The sequence below is a fragment of the Diaminobutyricimonas sp. LJ205 genome (genome assembly GCF_009755725.1).
Lineage (GTDB): Bacteria > Actinomycetota > Actinomycetes > Actinomycetales > Microbacteriaceae > Ruicaihuangia.
Map to the genome: position 1 here is coordinate 3,073,305 of NZ_CP046619.1, position 19,160 is coordinate 3,092,464.

Sequence of the window (19,160 nt, forward strand, 5' to 3'; positions counted from 1 at the left end):
CCTCAGTGCTTGGTTGAGACGGTCACCGTGAACTTCGGGTTGCGGGCCACCTCGCGGGTCGGGCCGACCAGACGTTGCAGCGCCGGCTTGTAGCGCAGGTGCGAGTTCCACACTGCCCAGAGCCAGCCGCCGGGGGCGAGCACCCGGCCGGCATCCTCGAACAGCTTGTGCGCGATGCCGGCGTGCACCGTCGACCCGATGTGGAACGGCGGATTCAGCACGATCAGCGAGGCCGAGGCATCCGGCTGCCGGCTCAGGGCGTCATCGCGCACCACGGTGACCCGGTCGGCGACGCCGTTGGCCTCGGCCGTGAGCCGCGCCGAGGCGACCGCGGCCGCCGACTGATCGGTGGCCAGCACCCGCAGGCCGCGGCGCGCCAGCCACACCGCGATCACGCCGGTGCCGCAGCCGAGGTCGATGGCGTCGGATGCCTCGAGGCTTTCTTTCTCGAGCACTTCGAGCAGGAATCGGGTGCCGACATCCACTCGGCCGCTCGCGAACGCCGCACCGTGCGCGACGACGGTGATGCCGAGGGCGGTGTCGTGGGAGCGGCGCGGCCACGAAACCAACTGATTTCGAGACGCGTCCGACTCCGTCGGGCGCTCCTCAATCAGCGGGTGTGGCGTCCTCGCTGCCAGCACCCGCGCCTTCTGCCGCGCGCGGCTGACGTCGATCCGACCGAAGTAGCGGCCGATCACCTCGTTCATGGCGAGGGTCATGTGCTTGAGCATCCCGCCGAAGAAGACCACGGCCTCCGGTGCCGCGGAGCCGGCGACCACCGCGGCGATCTCATCGAGAGCGTCCAGACTGCGCGGCAGCCGCACCAGCACGACGCGCGCGCCGGCGACGAGAGAGGCATCCAGCGGATGGTTCACGAACTGGGCATCGAGCCCGCGAGCGTTCGCCGCAAGAGCCATCTCGCCGCTGAGCGCGTCCTGGTGCACGCGCGCCGACCGGGCACCGTGCAGCTCGAGCGCACCCAGCGTCAGCGCGCCGTACTGGTCGCCGATGACGACGACGTCGACACCGCGCAGGAACACGGATGCCTCATCGAGCAGTAGCCGGTCGGCAGCGTCGACCGCGAACAGGTTGTCGGCCTCGACATCCGGCCAGCGTCGCAGCGCGTCGAGCGAGAACTCGGCTGGGGTCACCGCGCGACACGCCCCGATCGGACGAACTCGATGTGCATGGCGGTCTGCGCGAGCGCGGACTGCAGTTCGAATCCGTGCAGGTTCGGCCAGCCCGCGGTCCAGTGCACGCCCGAGGCTATCTGCCAGACGCTCAAATCCTCAGACCCGGCGAGCAGCGCGGCGACCTCACGCGAGCGCCGCAGGTGGTGCTCGGCGGTCTGCTCGCGGCGGGCACGCAGACCAGTGAACCGGTAACCGTGCCCGGGGCAGACCTCGTACTCGTCGTAGGGCGCGAGCCGCTCGAGCGCGTCCAGGTAGTCGCCGATCGGGCTGCTCTCGGTCGGCCCGCCGAGACCGACGCCGGGGAACATGTTCGGCAGCAGGTGATCGCCGGTGAACAGCAGCCGATCGCCGCTGTCGACGAAGCTGAGGTGCCCGGGCGTGTGGCCCGGGGTGTGCAGCGCGGTCAAGGCACGGCCGGGGATGCCGAGGTCGTCGCCGTCCTCGAGCAGGGTGTCGGCACGGAACGGCGCGAGGGCGGGGCGTTTCAGCTGCGCGAGTTCAGCCTGGGCTGACGCCGGGACGCCCCACTCGTCGAGCCGGCCGGTGTGGTCGGCGACATCCCGCCCGGCGAGCGCGTCGATCGCCTCCTGTTCCCTGCGGGCGAGCGCAACACGTGCTCCCGACGCCGAGCGAAGCCGATCGGCCATGCCGAGGTGGTCACTGTGAAGGTGAGAGACCGTGATGCTGGCGACATCCGCCGGCCGCTTGCCGATGGTGGCAAGCCCCTGTTCGAGACGCACCCAGTTGGCATCGTCATCCCAGCCCGGGTCCAGCACGTGGACATCGTCCGCGGAATCGACGATCAGGTAGCCGAGGGTGTACGGCGGCGCGACTGCCGGCAGCGGCATCGGCAGGGTGCGGATCCCGTCGCGGACGGCCTCCGCCTGCGGAAGCGTCCCCCCTCCGGATGCGGCGAACTCCTGAGTACTGACCGGCTCCATGATGCTCCTCATCCCCACGCCATGCCGCCCCACCCGTGAGTTGGCCGAAAATGCTAGTCCGGAGGCCCCCGGGACTAGCATTTTCGGCTAACTCACGAAGGGAGTCGCAGGTTCGAGCTTAGGCGCGGGTTAGGCCGAGTCGCGCGCGATGAGGCGGTGCTCGAGCGGCTCAGGCGCGGATCGGACGCCGCGGATCGCGTCATCCAGGGCCTGCACGAGTTGCTCGCCGTAGTCGGTCGCCTCGACGCCCACCGAGGTGATCCCCGGGCTCACGAATCCGGCCAGCGGCACGTCTTCACAGACGACGATGGCGACATCGTCGGGAACCCGCAGACCGCGAGATTCCAGCGCCTGCGCCGCGCCGAGCGCCATCGGCAGCGTGGCCACCACGAGGCCGTCGAGCGGCTTGCCGGCATCCAGGTGTCTGAGCACCGCGTGTTCCGCCTCGGCGAACTTGTACTTCCCGTCGAGCACGACCGGCTCCCTCCCGCTCGTGCTCGCGAAGCCGAGCCGTAGCTGCCGGGAGTGATAGCCCTCCTCGATCCCGACGAGCAGCGCAAGCTGGCGACATCCGCGCTCGATCAGCCGGTCGGCCGCGACCCGCGCGATGGCCTCGAAATTCGCGTGCAGGGTCACCAATTCGGGCATGTCATGCTCACCAACGGTGACCACCATCGGGACGCCCATCTCGATCGCCTCGCGCAGCGCCGCGCGGGCGGCCGGTGGCGCGAATCCGACCTCGGTGGCGATGATGATCCCGTCGATCCCCTGCCGGGGCAGCCTGCCCAGCTGCTCGACCAGGCGGCGGCCACTGCGATCGAGGTCGCTCAGCACGAGGCTCATCGCCCTCGCCTCGGCCGACAGGGCGACCGCCTTGGCCAGTCCGCCGTGGAACGGCTGCGCGATGTCACCAGAGAGCAAGGCGATAGTTCCCGACCGTCCACTGCGCAGGCTGCGCGCCGCCGTGCTCGGAATGTAGCGCAGCTCGTCGGCGGCCTCGCGGACGCGACGCAGGGTGTCCTCTGAGACACGGTCCGGGTAGTTCAGGACGCGACTGACGGTGGTCCGTGAGACTCCCGCGCGGCGGGCGACGTCGAGAATTGTGGCAGGTGAGACGGATTCGGGGTCGGGCACTTCGTCATCGTGTCATGTCCGCTCTGGGCACGAGTGCCGACAATTGCCGGGGCACTATTTCGGGTGCTAGCCCCGCTGAATCGGCCGCCAGACCACGACTTGCGTATTCCGCGGCGTGCGCGTGCCTGCCCGCAGGCTGATGACGTCGCCTTCGGTGCCGGCGGCGAACACCCGTCTGCCGGGCCGGCTGAGCAGCTCATCGGCGAGCGCGGCCTCCAGTTCGCGCACCCGGGCGGTCAGTGCGCTCACCTGATTCTCGAGGTCGAGGAAGCGCCGGATGCCTTCGAGGTTCAGTCCCTCGGCCGAGAGCCGCGACACCTCGCGCAACTGCATGATGTCGCGCATCGAATAGCGCCGCGACTGGCCGGCGGTTCGGGTTGGCGAGACGATTCCGAGCCGGTCGTACTGGCGCAGGGTCTGCGGATGCATGCCGGAGAGTTCCGCGGCGGCCGCGATCGCGAAGATCGGTGCGGACTCGTCCATCTCGCCTCCTAGTGCGCCTTCGACAGCAGGTCGAGCCGCGGGTTCTCATTCGGCATCGACGCCGCGAACGCCTCGAGCTTCTCACGGGCGTCGCCGGGCAGGTGGCTCGGCACGGCCACTTGCACGGTCGCGAGCAGATCGCCGGTGCCCTTGGCGGTGACGACGCCGCGGCCCTTGACCCGCAGCACGCGGCCGCTGGGAGTGCCGGGAGCCACCTTGAGCTTGACCGGCCCGCCGTCGAGGGTCGGCACCTCGATCGTGGCGCCGAGGGTGGCTTCAACGAAGGTGACCGGCACGTCGACGCGCAGGTTCAGCCCGTCGCGTTCGAACACCGGATGCGGCCGGACCGAGACCGCGAGCACCAGGTCGCCGGCCTCGCCGCCGTCCGGGCTGGGCTCACCCTTGCCCTTGAGCCGGATCTTCTGCCCGTCGGCGACTCCGGCGGGAATGCGCACCTTGAGCGGCTTGCCGCTGGCGGCCTGCAGTTCCACGGTGTCGCCGTGGATGGCGGTGATGAAGTCCAGCGTCGCCGAAGCCGAGACATCCCTGCCTCGCGTCGGCCCGCCGAAGCCGCGGTACCCGCCGGTCGACGTGCCGAAGGCTCCGCCGGGACCCCCGAACATGCTGCCGAAGATGTCGTCGAAGTTCCCCTGCCGAGTGCGCCCGCCACCCTGGCCGAACATTCCGCCGAAGACGTCCTCAAAGCCACCGGCCTGGCCGGCGCCGCCCGCGGTGAACCGGGCGCCGGATCCCATTGCGCGCACCTGGTCGTACTCGCGGCGCATCTCCGCGTCGGAGAGCACCGAATAGGCTTCGCTGATCTCCTTGAACTTGGCCTCGGCAGCGACATCGCCCGGGTTGGAGTCCGGATGATATTGCCGGGCCAGCTTGCGGTAGACCTTCTTCAGTTCAGCATCGGTGACATTCTTCGAGACGCCGAGAACGGCGTAGAAGTCCTTGTCGAACCAGTCCTGGCTCGCCATCGGCGTCTCCTTTCTTCTGGCCGTCGATCGAGCTTGCCGAGATCCTCAGGCGAGGTCTCGGCAAGCTCGATCCACGGATGCGTGGATGTTCTTACTCGGCGGGGACCGCGACGGCGACCTTCGCCGCCCGGATCAGCCGGTCGCCGAGCGCGTACCCGATCTCGATCACGTCGGCGACGGTCTGGCCCTCGGCTCCTGGTGTCGGCACCTGCACGAGCGCCTCGTGCCAGTTCGGGTCGAATGCCTCGCCCTGTTCACCGACCTTGCGTAGCCCGTACTTCTCAAACCCGCCGCGCAGCTTCTGCGCGATGAGCAGGAGCGGGCTGCCCTCGGTGAGGTCGCCGTGCTTCTCGGCCCGGTCGAGGTCGTCGATCACCGGCAGGAACGACCGGATCACCTCGGCGATGACCGCCTCGCGGTTCGCCTGACGGTCACGTTCGACCCGCGTGCGGAAGTTGACCAGTTCAGCCTGGGCGCGCAGCATGTCGTTGCGCATCTCGGCGACCAGGTCGCGTTCGGCCTCGTCGAGCAGTGCCTGATCCTCGTCGGACAGCCCCTCGGGCTCCTGGTCCGAGACCTCGAGGTCCGGTCCTTCGGCTTCGATCAGCTCTTCATTCGAGCTGGTGTCGCCGTCGTCGGAGTGGGGTTCTGGCGTCTTGTCGTCAACCATTACGCCTTCTTCTCATCCTCGTCGTCGACGAGCTCCGCGTCGACGATGTCCTCATCGTCGGCCTTGTTCTCCGTCGGTTCGGACTGCGGGGCGGATGCCTCGGCCTGGCTCGCGGAGTAGATGGCCTCGCCCAGCTTGGTCTGGCTCTCGTTCAGCTTGTCGAAGGCGGTCTTCACGGCCGCCTCGTCGTCGCCGGCGAGCGCCGCCTTGAGCGCGTCGACGTCCGCCTGCACGTCGGTCTTGACATCCGCGGGCAGCTTGTCCTCGTTGTCCTTGATCAGCTTGTCGATCGAGTAGGCGAGCTGCTCGGCGTTGTTGCGCACCTCGGCCGACTCACGGCGAGCCTTGTCCTCCGCGGCGTGCTCCTCGGCCTCGCGCACCATGCGCTCGATGTCCTCCTTGGGCAGCGACGAGCCACCGGTGATGGTCATCGACTGCTCCTTGCCGGTGCCCTTGTCCTTCGCCGAGACGTGCACGATTCCGTTGGCGTCGATGTCGAAGGTGACCTCGACCTGCGGGATTCCGCGGGGCGCCGGGGCGATGCCGGTCAGCTCGAAGGTGCCGAGCGGCTTGTTGTCGCGGGTGAACTCGCGCTCGCCCTGGAAGACCTGGATGGCCACCGACGGCTGGTTGTCATCGGCGGTGGTGAAGGTCTCGCTGCGCTTGGTCGGGATAGCGGTGTTGCGCTCGATCAGCTTGGTCATGATGCCGCCCTTGGTCTCGATACCGAGCGAGAGCGGGGTGACGTCGATGAGCAGAACGTCCTTGCGCTCACCCTTCAGCACACCGGCCTGCAGAGCGGCACCAACGGCGACAACCTCATCGGGGTTGACGCCCTTGTTCGGCTCCTGGCCGCCGGTCTCTTCCTTCACCAGCGCGCTGACCGCGGGCATACGGGTCGATCCGCCGACGAGCACCACGTGGGCGATGTCGGAGACCTTGATGCCGGCTTCCTTGATCACATCGACGAACGGCTTCTTGGTGCGGTCGAGCAGGTCACTGGTCATCTGCTCGAACTGGGCGCGGGTGAGCGTCTCGTCGAGGTTGGCCGGGCCGTTCTCGGTGAGCGAGAGGTAGGGCAGCTGGATGCTCGTCGACATCGAGCTGGACAGCTCCTTCTTGGCCTGCTCGGCGGCTTCCTTGAGACGCTGCTTGGCGATCTTGTCGTTCGAGACATCCACGCCGGTGCTGTCCTTGAACCGCTTGATCAGGTGGTCGACGACGCGCTGGTCCCAGTCGTCGCCGCCCAGCCGGTTGTCACCAGCGGTCGCGCGCACCTGGATGGTGGAGAAGTCCTCGTCCTTGCCCACTTCGAGCAGCGAGACGTCGAAGGTTCCGCCACCGAGGTCGAAGACCAGGATGAGCTCGTCTTCCTTGCCCTTGTCGAGGCCGTAGGCGAGCGCCGCGGCGGTCGGCTCGTTGATGATGCGCAGCACGTTGAGGCCCGCGATCTCACCGGCCTCCTTGGTGGCCTGACGCTCGGCGTCGTTGAAGTAGGCGGGGACGGTGATGACCGCGTCGGTCACCGGCTCGCCCAGGTACTGCTCGGCGTCACGCTTGAGCTTGCCGAGGATGCGCGCCGAGATCTCCTGCGCGGTGTACTTCTTGTCGTCGATCGACGTGCTCCAGTCGGTGCCCATGTGGCGCTTCACGCTGGCGATGGTGCGGTCGACGTTGGTGACGGCCTGGCGCTTCGCGGTCTCGCCGACCAGCACCTCGCCATCCTTGGTGAAGGCGACGACCGATGGGGTCGTCCGGAAACCTTCTGCGTTGGCGATGACCTTCGGCTCGCCACCCTCGAGAACCGACACAACCGAGTTGGTGGTTCCGAGGTCAATTCCTACTGCTCGCGCCATGAGGCCGATCTCCTTACATCAGAACTTGAGTCTTGAGATATCAAGTTTGGAACTCAACTTTTTCGATGTCAAGTCGAGCAGCTGAAAGTTGAGCGTGATTGGCTCAAGTTTAGGACATGTCCAGCCTGCACGTCTGGCCGATGACTGTTCGCGAATCTGTTTCGGGAGTAGGGTGCCGCCGAAGCCGACGATGCATCGAAAGGTGGTCGAGTCTTCCTATGGGCAGCACCGGAGACCGGGGACAGAAGGTAAGTGGGCGCGCCGAGACCCTCGACCGCCGGTTGGTTGCGGCGGCGAGCGCACTGGCAGGATGCCTTGGGACCGCCGCGCTCTTCGTCTCCTGGCAGGTGCTCGATCCGGGCCGGGCCGGCGCAGACCCGCAACCGCGGCTAACTCGGCGATCGCTCGGGCAGACGTTGGCTCTGACCGACGAGCCCATGCTGAACCTGAGCGGGTACGCCATGGCGGCCGCCTCGATCCTGATCCTGGTCTTCGCCATCCAATTGGCCGCGCGGCTGGGCACCCGCAGGGACGCCGCTTCCACCTGGTCCGCCTTCACCATCGGAGTCGGATCGCTGATCGCGATGCTCCTGGTTATCGAGTTCGGTCTAGCGGTCGGACTCGGTGAGAGCGCGCTCACCGCCGACCTGTACGGGACACTGCTCGCGTACTTCATGTGGGAATGGTGGGTGGCTAAGTTCCTGGGCATCGCGTTCGCCTGCCTCATGACCACCGTCGCAATTCGAGGCGTTCACGACATCGCCTTCCCAAGCACCGCGCGCTGGGCAACCATCGTGACCCTGATCGTCATCGTCTCCGTGACTGTGATGGGGTTCGGCGGCCTGACGTTACTGATCGGCGGGGTCTGGGTGGCGGGCATGTCGGTCGGGATGGCGCTCCACGCGTTGCTCCGCCGCGATGTCGCCCCCGTGAGTTAGCCGAAAATGCTAGTGCAACGCCCGGACGACTAGCATTTTCGGATAACTCACCGAATGTGGACGCGAGATCTCCTCTTGTTCACCGGTTACCACTAGCTTTGGCCTCATGAATGAAGGCCGCAGCCCCGAGGCATCCATCCCGAGCACCCCGCCCGTCATCGACGATGCGGTGCTGACCGACGACCGCCGGATCCCGCGGCGGCAGGTCACCGCGTGGGCTCTCTGGGACTGGGGCTCCGCCTCGTTCAACGCCGTGGTGACCACGTTCGTCTTCAGCACCTATCTCGCCAGCCGACTGTTCGTCGACAGCGACGTGCTGGACTCGGGCAATGATGCGGCGATCAACAGGGTCCTTGCTGACAACGCCAGCCTGGTCGGCTGGGCACTCGCTGCGGCCGGCATCCTGGTGGCGCTGCTCGCACCGGTGATGGGGCAGCGCACCGACGGATCGGGCCGACGCAAGCTGTGGCTCGGCATCAACACCGGCCTGGTCGTCGCCGCGATGTCCGCGATGTTCTTCGTCGAGGGTGCGCCCGCATATTTCGTGCTTGGTGCCACGCTGCTCGCGGTCGGCAATGTTTTCTTCGAGTTCGCCAGCGTCAACTACAACGCGATGCTGGTGCAGGTGTCGAACCGGCACAACATCGGCAAGGTTTCGGGCTTCGGCTGGGGCCTCGGTTACGTCGGCGGCATCGTGCTGCTCGTGGTGCTGTTGCTGCTGTTCATCCAGAGCTTCGGCGTCGAAGGGCAGACCGGCCTGCTCGGCATCAGCACCGACGGCGGTCTGAACATCCGCGTCGCGGTGTTCGCATCGGCGGTGTGGTTCGCGATCTTCGCGATCCCGGTGCTGGTCGCGGTGCCCGAGATCCCGGCGCGACGGCGCGCGAACCGGGTCAGCCTGTTCGCGTCGTACGGCATCCTGTTCCGCACCATTGGGCGCCTGGCCAAGAACAGCCCGCAGGTGCTGCTGTTCCTGGTGGCCAGCGCCGTCTTCCGTGACGGGCTCGCGGGTGTGTTCACCTTCGGCGCGATCATCGCCGCGCAGGCGTTCGGGTTCAGCAGCAGCGAGGTGCTCTACTTCGCCGTGGCCGCGAATGTCGTGGCCGGGATCGGCACCTTCCTAGGCGGCTGGCTCGATGACAAGGTCGGCGCGAAGAGCGTCATCGTTGGCGGGCTCGTCGGCCTGATCGTGGCGGCCACGACGGTGCTCTTCATCGGCGACGCAAAGCTCGGCTTCTGGATCGCGGCTCTGTTCCTCTGCCTCTTCGTCGGACCGGTGCAGGCCTCCAGCCGCAGCTTCCTCGCCCGGATCACCCCACCCGGACGCGAGGGCGAGATCTTCGGCCTGTACGCCACCACCGGCCGTGCGGTGAGCTTCCTTGCGCCGGTGCTGTTCGCACTGTTCGTCGGCATCTCGGGTGACACCCGGCTCGGCATCCTCGGCATCGTCCTGGTGCTGCTGGCCGGCCTGCTGCTGATGCTGCCGGTGAAGGTCAAGCAGGCGCAGATCGACTGACGCGTCGCTCTCGACCCTCTCCCCGACACGCCGGTACAGTCGGCTTATGGCAGAGCAGCCCCGCCCGATCGGATTCTGGCTCAGGCTCGTCGACCGACTCCTCGAGGAGCGGTTCGCCGAGGTGCTCGAGGAGCACGGCGTCACCCGCCGGCAGTGGCAACTGCTGAGCGTGCTGGCGGGCGGCGAGGCATCGGTCGAGCAACTGGATGCCGCGGTCGCGCCGTTCCGCAGCGAAGGCGACGAGGACTCCGCGGTCGAGCACCTGACCGAGTTGATTGAAAGCGGCTGGGTGGCCGCCACGGCCGTGGGCTACGAGCTCACTCCGCGCGGGCTTCTCGCCTTTGAGAAGCTCAGTGAAGTCGTCAGCGAGTTGCGCGGCAGCGTGGGCGCCGGGGTCAGCGGCGACGAGTACGCGCAGACGCTCGAGATTCTGGAACGGATGGCCAGGAACCTCGGCTGGCAAGAAGAGGCACAGGCGCAGGACGAGGCGGGAGACGAGGCTCAGGCGCAGGACGAGGCCTAGGCTCGGTGGGGTGAGCGACCTCCACGACCTGACCGCCCAGGAGCAGTGGACGCTGCTGCAACGCGCCGAGGTCAGCCCGACCCAGCTCGCCGAGCACTACCTCGCCCGCATCGACCGCCTCGACGCGGAGCTCGGCGCCTTCATCACGGTCACCCCGGAGCGCGCGCTCGACCGTGCCCGTGAGGTGGAGACATCGGTCGCCCACTCCGCCCCGCTCTGGGGCCTGCCGTTCGCCGACAAAGACCTCACCGCCCGCGCCGGCGTGCGCACCACGTACGGGTCGCGGTTGTTCGCCGAGTTTGTTCCGGATGTCTCGGACCCGATGGCCCTGGCGATGGACGCCGCCGGTGGGATCAGCCTCGGCAAGACCAACACCCCCGAGTTCGGCCTGACCGGCTATACCGAATCGCTGGCCGCGCCACCCGCCCGCAACCCGTACGACCTGACGCTCGGCGCCGGCGGGTCCAGTGGCGGGGCAGCCACCGCGGTTGCCGCTGGACTGCTGCCGTTCGCGCCCGCCTCCGACGGTGGCGGCTCGATCCGCATCCCGGCCGCGTCCACCGGGCTGGTCGGCATCAAGCCGACGCGCGGGCTGGTTCCCGCGGCATCCGGTGTCGACAAGGTCGCCGGCCTCGCCGTGGGTGGTCCGATCGCCCGTACCGTCGCTGACGCGGCGATGCTGCTCGACGCGATGGTTGCGGCCGGGCCGTACCCGTTCACGCTGCGCTTCCCCGCACCGGACGGGCCGCTGCTGGCGGCGGCAGTGCGCGGCGAGGGGCGGTTCCAGCTCGGCGTGATGACGACCTCACCCTGGGACGACTCGCTCGATATTCACCTCGATCCCGCCGTGCTGGAAGCAATGGCGCTGACCGCCGGTGAACTCGACGAGCTCGGTCACGGGCTGGAGAGCATCGCGCTGGAACCGGTCGACTATGCCGGGTTCTTCACGACCCTCTGGCAGGCCAGTGCCGCCAGCATCCCGGCCGATGGCGCCGAGCTCGACCTGCTCGAACCGCTCAGCCGCTGGCTGGTCGAACGCGGCCGTTCGCTGCCCGTCCGCCAGTTGCTCGAGGCGCTGAGCGCGGCGACCGCCTTCGAGCGCTCGGTGATCCGGCAGTTCGCATCCTTCGACGCGGTGCTGACGCCGACGCTGGCGCTGCTGCCGCGTCCACTCGGCTGGTTCGATCAGGCGGATGCCGAGCACAACTTCGTCCAGCAGTGTGAGGCGGCCCCGTTCACGAGCTTCGTGAACGTGTCCGGACTGCCCGCGATCACGCTTCCGGTGCACAGGACGGACAACGGTCTTCCGGTCGGCGTGCAGCTGATCGGCCGCCCCGGTGGGGAGGCAACGCTGCTCTCGATCGGCGCGCAACTGGAGCGCAGGCTGCGCTGGCAGCACCGGCATCCGCCCGCCTGGAACGCGTAACCAGCAGACCCCCACCTTCGGGTGAATTTGCACGTCACACAAAGTACGTATGATGTGCGAGGCGCCGCCGACGCCCTAGCAACAATTTGTCCATTCGGGGCTCTCCCAGGACCGTTCGAAAGTGCACTACTCCCTCTTCATGGACAGCACCTCTCTCGCCATCAACCTGCTCGGATTCGTCGCCACCGCCGGCAGCATTTTTCTATGGATCCCGCAGGCGCGGATCACCTGGCGGAACCGGAATGACGCCGCTCGGCTGGCCGGGATCTCCTCCAGCACCCAGTGGCTGGTCGTCATCTCGGGGCTGTTCTGGATCGCCTACGGCATACTGGCCGATTCGTTCTGGGTGATGGCACCGTGCTTCCTCAGCGTCCCGCTCGGACTGGCCACCGTCTTCGTGATCCGACGCGGCCGCAAGCTGCCGCCGCCGACCATCTCGGTGCCGATCATCGACTCGTCGGAGTTCCTCGACTCCGCCGTCGCCGACACCGCGTTCCTCGACACCACCGAGATCGTCGCTGAGAACACCCAGACCAGCTCGATCCCGATCGTGGTGACCGGTGAGTCCGCCGACGTCGGTGTGCCGATCATGGCCACGGCGGAGTCGGCCGACGTCGACACGAGTTCGGCGGCCCCCGACGGCGCGTACTCCTCGACCGGCTCGATCCCGGTCCTCAGCTAACTCACCCCGCGGGTCACGCCTCCCGCTGGTCGAGCTTGCCGAGACCCGAATACGGCCTAAGCCAGCCCGCCCTGCTCGAGCACGACCGGATCAGCGCCGAGCATCTGCAGTCGGGCGGCCATGGCCGCACGGGCACGGGCGTACGGGACGTCCGAATCCTGCAGCAGGGACCGCGAATTCGCCTCGGCCGCAAGGGCACGCAACTCGAAGGTCAACTGTTCCGGGTCCTTCAGGCCAGGCAACTCCCCCAGCTCAATCGCAAACCGGATCGACGCGGTCAGGTAGCCGTCCCACTCGGCGAGCGCGGCGGCCACCGCGTCACGCAGAAGCCCCGGCTTGGAGTCGTACTCGGCTGCGGCGGCCAGGAAGAAGCATCCGCCCGGGAACGTGCGCCCCGACGAGTAGTCGAGCCACAGCTGCACCAGTGCGGTCAGGCGCCGGATGCCTCGGGGTTGCACCCGTGCCGGCTCAATCACGGTTGCCATGAAGATCTCACGGGCGGCAGCCACCACGGCCAGTTGCAGTTGCTCCTTGGAGCCGAACAGCGCGGCGACTCCGCTCTTGCTGGCGCCGATCGTGCCGGCGAGGCCGCCGATGGAGAGGCCCTCAAGCCCGCTCACCGACGCCAGGTCTACCGCGCTCGCCAGCGCGACGCGGCGGGACTCGTCTCCCCGCGCTCGGCGTCCATCGACCTGTTGCATGCCACCAGTTTAGTAGTACGATCGTCCGTATTGTTAGTAGTACGACCGTTCGTATTGTTCTGAATCTGGAGACCTCGATGCCTGCCGCACTGACCACCACCCGCGCCGCGATCGCCGCGGCATCCGCGATTTCCCCGCGCCTCGGCGCAGAACTCGCCTTCCCGCTGTTCATGCGGGTCGGCCCCAGGCTGCCGGTGCATGCCCGCGACCGGGCCACGCACGAAGCCGCCCGGCGCAGCAGCATCACGGTGCACGGCAAGCGGGTCGAGGTCTACGCGTGGGGCCACGGCACCGACGTGGTGTTGCTGGTGCACGGCTGGCGCGGACGCGCATCGCAGTACGCGACCCTGGTTCGCGAACTGGTCGCCGAGGGCTTCACCGTGGTGAGCTTCGACGCGCCGGCGAACGGCGACTCCGCCGGCCGCGGTACCTACATCTTCGAGTACGTCGACGCGATGCGGCAGCTCGAGCGGCAGTACGGCGGCTTCCACACCGTGGTCGCGCACTCGTTCGGTCTGCTCGCCGCGCTCAGCGCGATCGATGACGGGATGACCGCCGGCCGACTGGTCGGCGTTGCCGGAGTCGCCGAGGCGAACAACCTGATCGAGGGCTTCGCGTCGGTCATGCGCCTGACACCGGCGACCACCGGTGCACTGCGGGAAGTGTTCCAGCGCCGGGTCTTCCCCGGCCAGCCGGATCTGTTCAAGCGGTTCTCCGGGCTGGAGCATCCGGTGGCGGTGCCGCTGCTCCTGCTGCACGACCGCGGCGACCGGATGGTGCCGGCCACCCAGTCCGAGGCGCTTGCCGGCGTGCACGAGGGTTCCCGGCTGGTCGTCACCGAGGGGCTCGGGCACAACCGCATCCTCGCTGCCGATCAGACCCTCGACGCGGTGCTCGAGTTCGTCACCGCCCGGGAGCGCGCTGGGGTGTCTCCGTAAGTCGAGCTTGTCGAGACCGGTCTCGGCCGGCTCGACCAACGGAACAGCTGATCAGGCTCGCCAGCGCCGCGCGGCGCGTACCAGCCTCAGCGCCCGCCACTGCCAGAACACCCAGAGCGACAGCCAGACGAACGGGATCGCCAAAGCCGGTGCGGTGAACTCCACCCGATCGCGGTAGAGCGTGCCGCCGTCCGATGCGGGTGAGATCGCGATCCGGTGTCGCCACGAGCGAATCAGGCTGAGCGGGCCGGACAGCGGTCGACCACTGTCGGTCATCATGCGCACCCCGTCCGGTCGCCAGGTGAAGGCAACATCGATGGTCTGTTCGCCGACCGGGATCACGCCGAATGCGCGCACGGCGACGGCGTGCGGACGTCCCGCTCCCCAGCTGGCCGGAAAGCCACCGTCCAGCGAGCTGAACGTGGTCAGCGGCGCAGACACCGAGCGGAACACTGCCGGCCGCGCGATCGCCCGCCACGCGGCATCCGGTTCACAGTCCAACCGGAGCCGCAGACCGAGCCACATCAGCGTCGCCGGATCAGGCCCCGGGCCGGCCGGCCTCGGTGACCGAGACATCCGTGCGGTGGAAGTTCTGGAACGACCGCGACGCGGTCGGCCCGCGCTGGCCGTGGTACCGCGAGCCGTAGATGTCGGAACCGTACGGATGCTCGGCCGCCGAGCTCAGCCGGAAGAAGCACAGCTGCCCGATTTTCATGCCCGGCCAGAGCTTGATCGGCAGGGTGGCGACGTTCGACAGTTCGAGCGTGACATGGCCGCTGAAGCCCGGGTCGATGAAGCCGGCCGTGGAGTGGGTGAGCAGGCCGAGCCTGCCGAGCGAGCTCTTTCCTTCGAGCCGGGCGGCGACGTCGTCGGGCAGGGTGACCTGCTCGAACGTGGCACCGAGCACGAACTCGCCCGGGTGCAGGATGAACGCCTCGTCGGGCGTCGTCTCGACCATGTGCGTGAGCTCGGGCTGATCCTCGGCAGGGTCGATGTAGGGGTACTTGTGGTTGTCGAACAACCGGAAGAAGCGGTCCAGGCGCACGTCGACGCTGGACGGCTGCACCATCGACAGCTCCAGGGGATCCAGGCCGATTCGGCCCGCGTCGAGTTCCGCCTTGATGTCTCGATCCGATAGCAGCACGGTCCTAAGCCTAGAACGACGAAGGGCACCGGATGCCGCCATCCGGTGCCCTTCGGTTCTGATGCGACTAGAGCGTGGTGTAACCGCCGTCGACCAGCACGTACGAGCCGGTCATGAAGCTCGCCTTGTCGGAGAGGAGGAAGGTCGCCACGTTGGCGATTTCCTCGGGCTGGCCCAGGCGGCCGAGCGGGTGCTTGGCCTCCAGTCCGTTCAGGACCTCCTTGGCTGCGGTCTTCAGCAGCGGGGTCTCGATGTAGCCGGGGCCGATCGCGTTGATGCGCAGGCCCTCGGCGCCATACTCGGACGCGGCGTTCTTGGTGAGGCCGACAACCGCGTGCTTGGTCGCGGTATACGCCGAGTTGCCATTGACCGCCACGGTGCCGTGGATCGATGCCATGTTGACGATGGCGCCTTCGGATGCCCCCGCCTTGAGGATCTCGGGGATCTGGTAGCGCATTCCGTAGAGCACTCCGTTGAGGTTGATGCTGACGACGCGGTCCCAGTCCTCAAGGTCGACTTCACCGGTCGGGGCGCTGGCGCCGCCAATACCGGCGTTGTTGACCGCGTAATTCAGGGCGCCGTAGGTCTCGACCGCGAACTCGACAGCCTTCTTGCTGTCCTCGGCGACTGCCGTATTGGCCTGGAACGGAGCCGCGGTGCCGCCGGCTGCCTTGATCTCGTCGGCGACGCGGGTTGCCGCGTCCAGGTTGATGTCGGTGATGACGACCTTCACACCGTTCTTCGCGAGGTCCTTGCTGATTGCCTCGCCGAGTCCGGAACCGCCGCCGGTGACCAGTGCCGTCTTGCCTTCGAAGTTGCTCATTGTGTTTCCTCCTGCGCGGGATCGTGTCCTGCAGATATCTAACGAACGACCCGGCTTCGGGTCGTTATCTATGTCCAACGATCGCCGCGGCACTTCTATTCCATAGATATGCATATAAATAGCTGCTGGCGAACGGTCGGGAGGGCCGCGCTAGGATGGGGCAGTCGCCATCTTCGGATGCCGCATGGGGATGTAGTTCAATGGCAGAACTTCAGCTTCCCAAGCTGATAGCGCGGGTTCGATTCCCGTCATCCCCTCCAGTTGTCAATTCTCACGGTATGTGACACTTCTCGCACTGAAAGTGGCACCACCGTCACATTTGGGCCTCCACCTTGGCAGAAGAAGCGGGTGTAGCTGAAGGGCAACTTCATGGCTTCCAAAGCTACAAGCGCCTCTGGGCTGCCTTCTCCGCACTCGGTCTCGTTTCTTGTTGTCGTTTCGGCGTCGCATTCCGGACTCCTCTCACCAAATCCCGGACCTTCCTGTTCGTATCTGGAATACCCAGACTCGTGTCAGCCAAATCGGAGCGGCTCGCCTGCGGAGTCGGTGTGGAGTTGCTGCCTCGCTAGTCCACGCCGCGTCGTGCGACGATTGGACTCTATTGACGCTTCGGCGGCGGCTATCTTGAACCAGCCCGTCCCGCGGCGCGTAGGGATAGTCGACCATTCGGCTCAGCCGCGCCTCTCGACCGCGAGCACACGCGCGCTAGGCGACCACTGAACAAAAGCATCGGGGCGATTCATATGGGGGCGTTGGAGCAATATTGGACCGGCATAGGTCAGTGGCTGCAAATCCAGGCTGAGTCATTCAACAGTCTCATCAGCCATCAGGGCGAGAAGGGTCGCGCTAACGAGTTGACCGTCGCAGAGTTCTTAGGTCGGCTTCTACCTCCGAACCTGGGAATCGGGAGCGGCCTCATCATCGGTGCCGACGGCTCTCAATCTCGCCAATGCGACATGATCGTGCACGATATCCACAAACATCCGCAACTCTTCTCGCAAACGACGCAGTTCGTGCATCCGGCGGAAACCGTTGTAATGACTGTCGAGGTTAAGACGACACTCGATGCCGAAGAGGTCCAGCGGATTGGTAGAAACACAACCTCAGTGCGCTCATCTCGGCCAGCATCGAAGGATGCGCCCGCGCCGCTCGTGTGCGTGTTTGCATTCTCTACCTCTGCCTCGGCGACGACGACCTTGAAATGGTTCGAGAACTTGTCGCCAGAGTCACGACCGGATCTTGTCTGTGTTGTGAACCCCGGGCTTGTCCTCGTATCAGCTGGCGAAATCATGCAGTGTCACTGTGTGCTTCTTCACGAAACAACTGAGCTTGGCGAACGTCTCTCGAAGTCGTGGATCTCGCCTGCGTCTCCTGGAAGCGCTGCGCTGGTGGGGGGTTCGACGTACCCTGTTGCGAAAGTGAAATCGACCGAGATTGACGGCATGCGCGTATTCGATCCAGGGCGCGCATTGCTTCTCTTCAGCGTCAAGGCGTTGTCCGGCCTCGGAGACCGCGGCCAGCTTGGCAGCTCCTGGTGGGAGGAGTACTTGGACTCGACCACACGTGAAACGGTGGAAGTCGGAACTGGTGCTACAGCCGACGCTCGCGGATAAACTCGCCCATCGAGAGGCACGTCATCCCAATAACTGTTGCGGCTTCCGCAAGCGACATGCGAAAGGGATGAGGCCCAGACTCCTCAGTCACGAGACGCACCGCCTGGCCCTGCTGATGGAAGTAGTAAGCATAGGCAAGCAGCTCAACTGCTGGCTGCTCTTCCTCGTCGCTCCCCAGGTCCAGCAGGTCAGGGCAAACTGCGAGCACGTCCGTCTGAAAACTATGCGGCACGGATCTGGTCTTTAGCGTGGCGTGGACCGGAGCCGCCCACGATCCCGCGTAGTTCGAATCATCGAATTCGTGACATCTCGCAGGTACGCACGCCGGAAAGCCCAGTTCGTCGGTGCGGGCGAGGCCCCACATGTCATTAAAGACTGCGGATACCCGGGGTTCATGGCGGTCGCAAAGCTCAGTCACCGCAAGCAAGCTCGATGTATCAATTATGAACAGGACTAACTCACCCTGCCCCAGATGTCAGTTGCCAGAGCGAGGACAACTGTCGGGCGTTTGCCCTGAGTAGTCTGCCGGCCTCCAGCTCGCTGAGCCGCGAGTCGAAAACGGCCTTACGGACTGACTGAATGTACGCCGTTCCAAACTCTTCCGCGCGCAGCACCGGCGTGCTTCGGTCAATGCCGGGGATGGGTGTGGATGGGTCCCGTTCCACGTCATAGTTCTGACGAATGAACTCCACCAGTTCCTGTTCGGCTAGCCCGAATTCGGTTAGTCGAATTGCGATCGCGTACCAGCTGGCCTTGAAGTACCGTGACGCCGCTTCGATGATGCTCGTATCACTGCTCGATACGAAAGAGACACCTTTTCGCTCGACGTAGGCGAGGAAATCCTGGCGCGGAAGCAAGAATTCAGTGGCTACCTGATTGCACCAGCGCTCATCCGCATCGGAGTCGTAATAGCAGGTCTTGCCCCCCGTACCCCTCCCGAGGTGCGCTAGTTCATGTAGGAGCGTGAAGGTTCGTAGTGCAGCACCGCTGTAGTCCTTGTTGACATATATAAGGGGCGGATCCTGTTGAAGCGAGAACCCCCGAAATCCTTTTTTTCCCGCGCTTTGTAGAAGCACGAGAACACCTTGCTGCTCGATCCGGAGCCGTAGCGCTTTGAAGACTGCGGATTTTGAGGTAGCTCTGCGTTGATCCGCGATGGTCCATCCGAGGTGCTGCTGAAGTCGCGCCGCGTACCGAGCGGGGGTCTCTTGCACGTGTGTGACCAGCAAATCGGACCGGTCAGCAGAGCCATCCTCAACCCACTGAACCAAGGCTTGAGCCCGCTGAGCTGATCTAAGGGCCCCAGCCTCTTTCTCTGGTTCCGGTGTGTCATTGTGCATCGATCGCCTGAATCGAACGTCCGCAGTATGAGATTCGGGGGGTTGCGGAAGCATGAAAAACTGGATCGAGCGACCCAGCCTCTTCGCCAAGGTCCGCAATTGGGTTGTGTTGGGCTGGGACTCCCCGTTCAGCCAACTCTCGACCAAATGAATATCGAAACCGCACTTCGACGCAAACTCCGCTTGACGGACGTTTGAATCGTCCAGGGCCCACCGCAGCACGTCCGCGTTGATCCTGATCGACACCATGGCCTCA

20 protein-coding genes and 1 tRNA gene are annotated in these 19,160 nt (G+C 66.2%); 8 read left to right on the forward strand and 13 right to left on the reverse strand.

From position 1 onward, the window contains the following. Positions 1-2: 2 nt before the first annotated feature. The 7 genes from GO591_RS14975 to dnaK all read right to left on the reverse strand — a co-directional run bounded on the left by GO591_RS14975 (position 3) and on the right by dnaK (position 7,260). On the reverse strand, positions 3-1,151 hold the full coding sequence (locus GO591_RS14975) for a class I SAM-dependent methyltransferase (RefSeq protein WP_157157553.1): 1,149 nt from the start codon (positions 1,149-1,151) through the stop codon (positions 3-5). Continuing rightward, the gene (locus GO591_RS14980; protein WP_157157554.1) at positions 1,148-2,146 is read right to left on the reverse strand and encodes an MBL fold metallo-hydrolase; all 999 of its coding nucleotides are present in this window, start codon (positions 2,144-2,146) and stop codon (positions 1,148-1,150) included. Before GO591_RS14980 ends, GO591_RS14975 begins: the two co-directional genes overlap by 4 nt. 117 nt (positions 2,147-2,263) lie before the next feature. Continuing rightward, positions 2,264-3,268 (reverse strand): LacI family DNA-binding transcriptional regulator, encoded by a 1,005-nt coding sequence (locus tag GO591_RS14985; protein ID WP_157157555.1) that lies wholly within the window; start codon positions 3,266-3,268, stop codon positions 2,264-2,266. 66 nt (positions 3,269-3,334) lie between these two features. After that, positions 3,335-3,751, reverse strand: a complete 417-nt coding sequence (locus GO591_RS14990) for a heat shock protein transcriptional repressor HspR (RefSeq protein WP_157157556.1) — start codon at positions 3,749-3,751, stop codon at positions 3,335-3,337. A gap of 8 nt (positions 3,752-3,759) precedes the next feature. Next, positions 3,760-4,734, reverse strand: a complete 975-nt coding sequence (locus GO591_RS14995; protein ID WP_157157557.1) for a DnaJ C-terminal domain-containing protein — start codon at positions 4,732-4,734, stop codon at positions 3,760-3,762. A gap of 91 nt (positions 4,735-4,825) precedes the next feature. Then, complete coding sequence (locus tag GO591_RS15000; RefSeq protein WP_232466205.1) at positions 4,826-5,404, reverse strand: nucleotide exchange factor GrpE; 579 nt, start codon at positions 5,402-5,404, stop codon at positions 4,826-4,828. Beyond that, positions 5,404-7,260 (reverse strand): molecular chaperone DnaK, encoded by a 1,857-nt coding sequence (gene dnaK / locus GO591_RS15005; RefSeq protein ID WP_157157558.1) that lies wholly within the window; start codon positions 7,258-7,260, stop codon positions 5,404-5,406. Before dnaK ends, GO591_RS15000 begins: the two co-directional genes overlap by 1 nt. Before the next feature lie 218 nt (positions 7,261-7,478). Here dnaK and GO591_RS15010 point away from each other — a divergent pair, with 218 nt between their 5' ends. The 5 genes from GO591_RS15010 to GO591_RS15030 all read left to right on the forward strand — a co-directional run bounded on the left by GO591_RS15010 (position 7,479) and on the right by GO591_RS15030 (position 12,345). Then, a complete protein-coding gene (locus GO591_RS15010; RefSeq protein WP_157157559.1) occupies positions 7,479-8,198 on the forward strand; it encodes a hypothetical protein in 720 nt (239 codons plus the stop codon). A 106-nt stretch (positions 8,199-8,304) separates the two neighbouring features. Further along, a complete protein-coding gene (locus GO591_RS15015) occupies positions 8,305-9,714 on the forward strand; it encodes an MFS transporter (protein ID WP_157157560.1) in 1,410 nt (469 codons plus the stop codon). 46 nt (positions 9,715-9,760) lie between these two features. Beyond that, a complete protein-coding gene (locus tag GO591_RS15020) occupies positions 9,761-10,237 on the forward strand; it encodes a MarR family winged helix-turn-helix transcriptional regulator (protein WP_157157561.1) in 477 nt (158 codons plus the stop codon). Positions 10,238-10,247: 10 nt separating this feature from the next. Then, a complete protein-coding gene (locus GO591_RS15025) occupies positions 10,248-11,663 on the forward strand; it encodes an amidase (RefSeq protein WP_157157562.1) in 1,416 nt (471 codons plus the stop codon). Between the two features lie 139 nt (positions 11,664-11,802). Then, positions 11,803-12,345: a PQ-loop repeat-containing protein gene (locus GO591_RS15030; protein ID WP_157157563.1), complete on the forward strand. Its 543-nt coding sequence runs from the start codon at positions 11,803-11,805 to the stop codon at positions 12,343-12,345. A 56-nt stretch (positions 12,346-12,401) separates the two neighbouring features. On the opposite strand, the gene GO591_RS15035 is transcribed toward GO591_RS15030, so the two are convergent. Further along, on the reverse strand, positions 12,402-13,046 hold the full coding sequence (locus tag GO591_RS15035) for a TetR/AcrR family transcriptional regulator (RefSeq protein ID WP_157157564.1): 645 nt from the start codon (positions 13,044-13,046) through the stop codon (positions 12,402-12,404). Between the two features lie 77 nt (positions 13,047-13,123). On the opposite strand from GO591_RS15035, the gene GO591_RS15040 reads away from it, so the two are divergent. Beyond that, complete coding sequence (locus GO591_RS15040) at positions 13,124-13,984, forward strand: alpha/beta fold hydrolase (RefSeq protein WP_157157565.1); 861 nt, start codon at positions 13,124-13,126, stop codon at positions 13,982-13,984. A gap of 51 nt (positions 13,985-14,035) precedes the next feature. On the opposite strand, the gene GO591_RS15045 is transcribed toward GO591_RS15040, so the two are convergent. The 3 genes from GO591_RS15045 to GO591_RS15055 all read right to left on the reverse strand — a co-directional run bounded on the left by GO591_RS15045 (position 14,036) and on the right by GO591_RS15055 (position 15,951). Beyond that, on the reverse strand, positions 14,036-14,509 hold the full coding sequence (locus GO591_RS15045) for a succinate dehydrogenase/fumarate reductase transmembrane subunit (RefSeq protein WP_157157566.1): 474 nt from the start codon (positions 14,507-14,509) through the stop codon (positions 14,036-14,038). Between the two features lie 13 nt (positions 14,510-14,522). Then, a complete protein-coding gene (gene dcd, locus GO591_RS15050; protein WP_157157567.1) occupies positions 14,523-15,128 on the reverse strand; it encodes a dCTP deaminase in 606 nt (201 codons plus the stop codon). 67 nt (positions 15,129-15,195) lie between these two features. Next, positions 15,196-15,951 (reverse strand): SDR family NAD(P)-dependent oxidoreductase, encoded by a 756-nt coding sequence (locus tag GO591_RS15055; protein WP_157157568.1) that lies wholly within the window; start codon positions 15,949-15,951, stop codon positions 15,196-15,198. 186 nt (positions 15,952-16,137) lie between these two features. On the opposite strand from GO591_RS15055, the gene GO591_RS15060 reads away from it, so the two are divergent. Beyond that, positions 16,138-16,211: transfer RNA gene (locus GO591_RS15060), tRNA-Gly, on the forward strand. Positions 16,212-16,694: 483 nt separating this feature from the next. After that, complete coding sequence (locus tag GO591_RS15065; RefSeq protein WP_157157569.1) at positions 16,695-17,564, forward strand: DUF6602 domain-containing protein; 870 nt, start codon at positions 16,695-16,697, stop codon at positions 17,562-17,564. Here GO591_RS15065 and GO591_RS15070 read toward each other — a convergent pair. Continuing rightward, positions 17,542-17,991 carry a hypothetical protein gene (locus tag GO591_RS15070; protein WP_157157570.1) on the reverse strand — a complete coding sequence of 150 codons (450 nt, stop codon included), beginning with the start codon at positions 17,989-17,991 and terminating at the stop codon, positions 17,542-17,544. The two genes, GO591_RS15065 and GO591_RS15070, sit on opposite strands and share 23 nt — an antisense overlap. A gap of 31 nt (positions 17,992-18,022) precedes the next feature. After that, positions 18,023-19,153 (reverse strand): XRE family transcriptional regulator, encoded by a 1,131-nt coding sequence (locus tag GO591_RS15075; RefSeq protein WP_157157571.1) that lies wholly within the window; start codon positions 19,151-19,153, stop codon positions 18,023-18,025. Positions 19,154-19,160 lie beyond the last annotated feature (7 nt).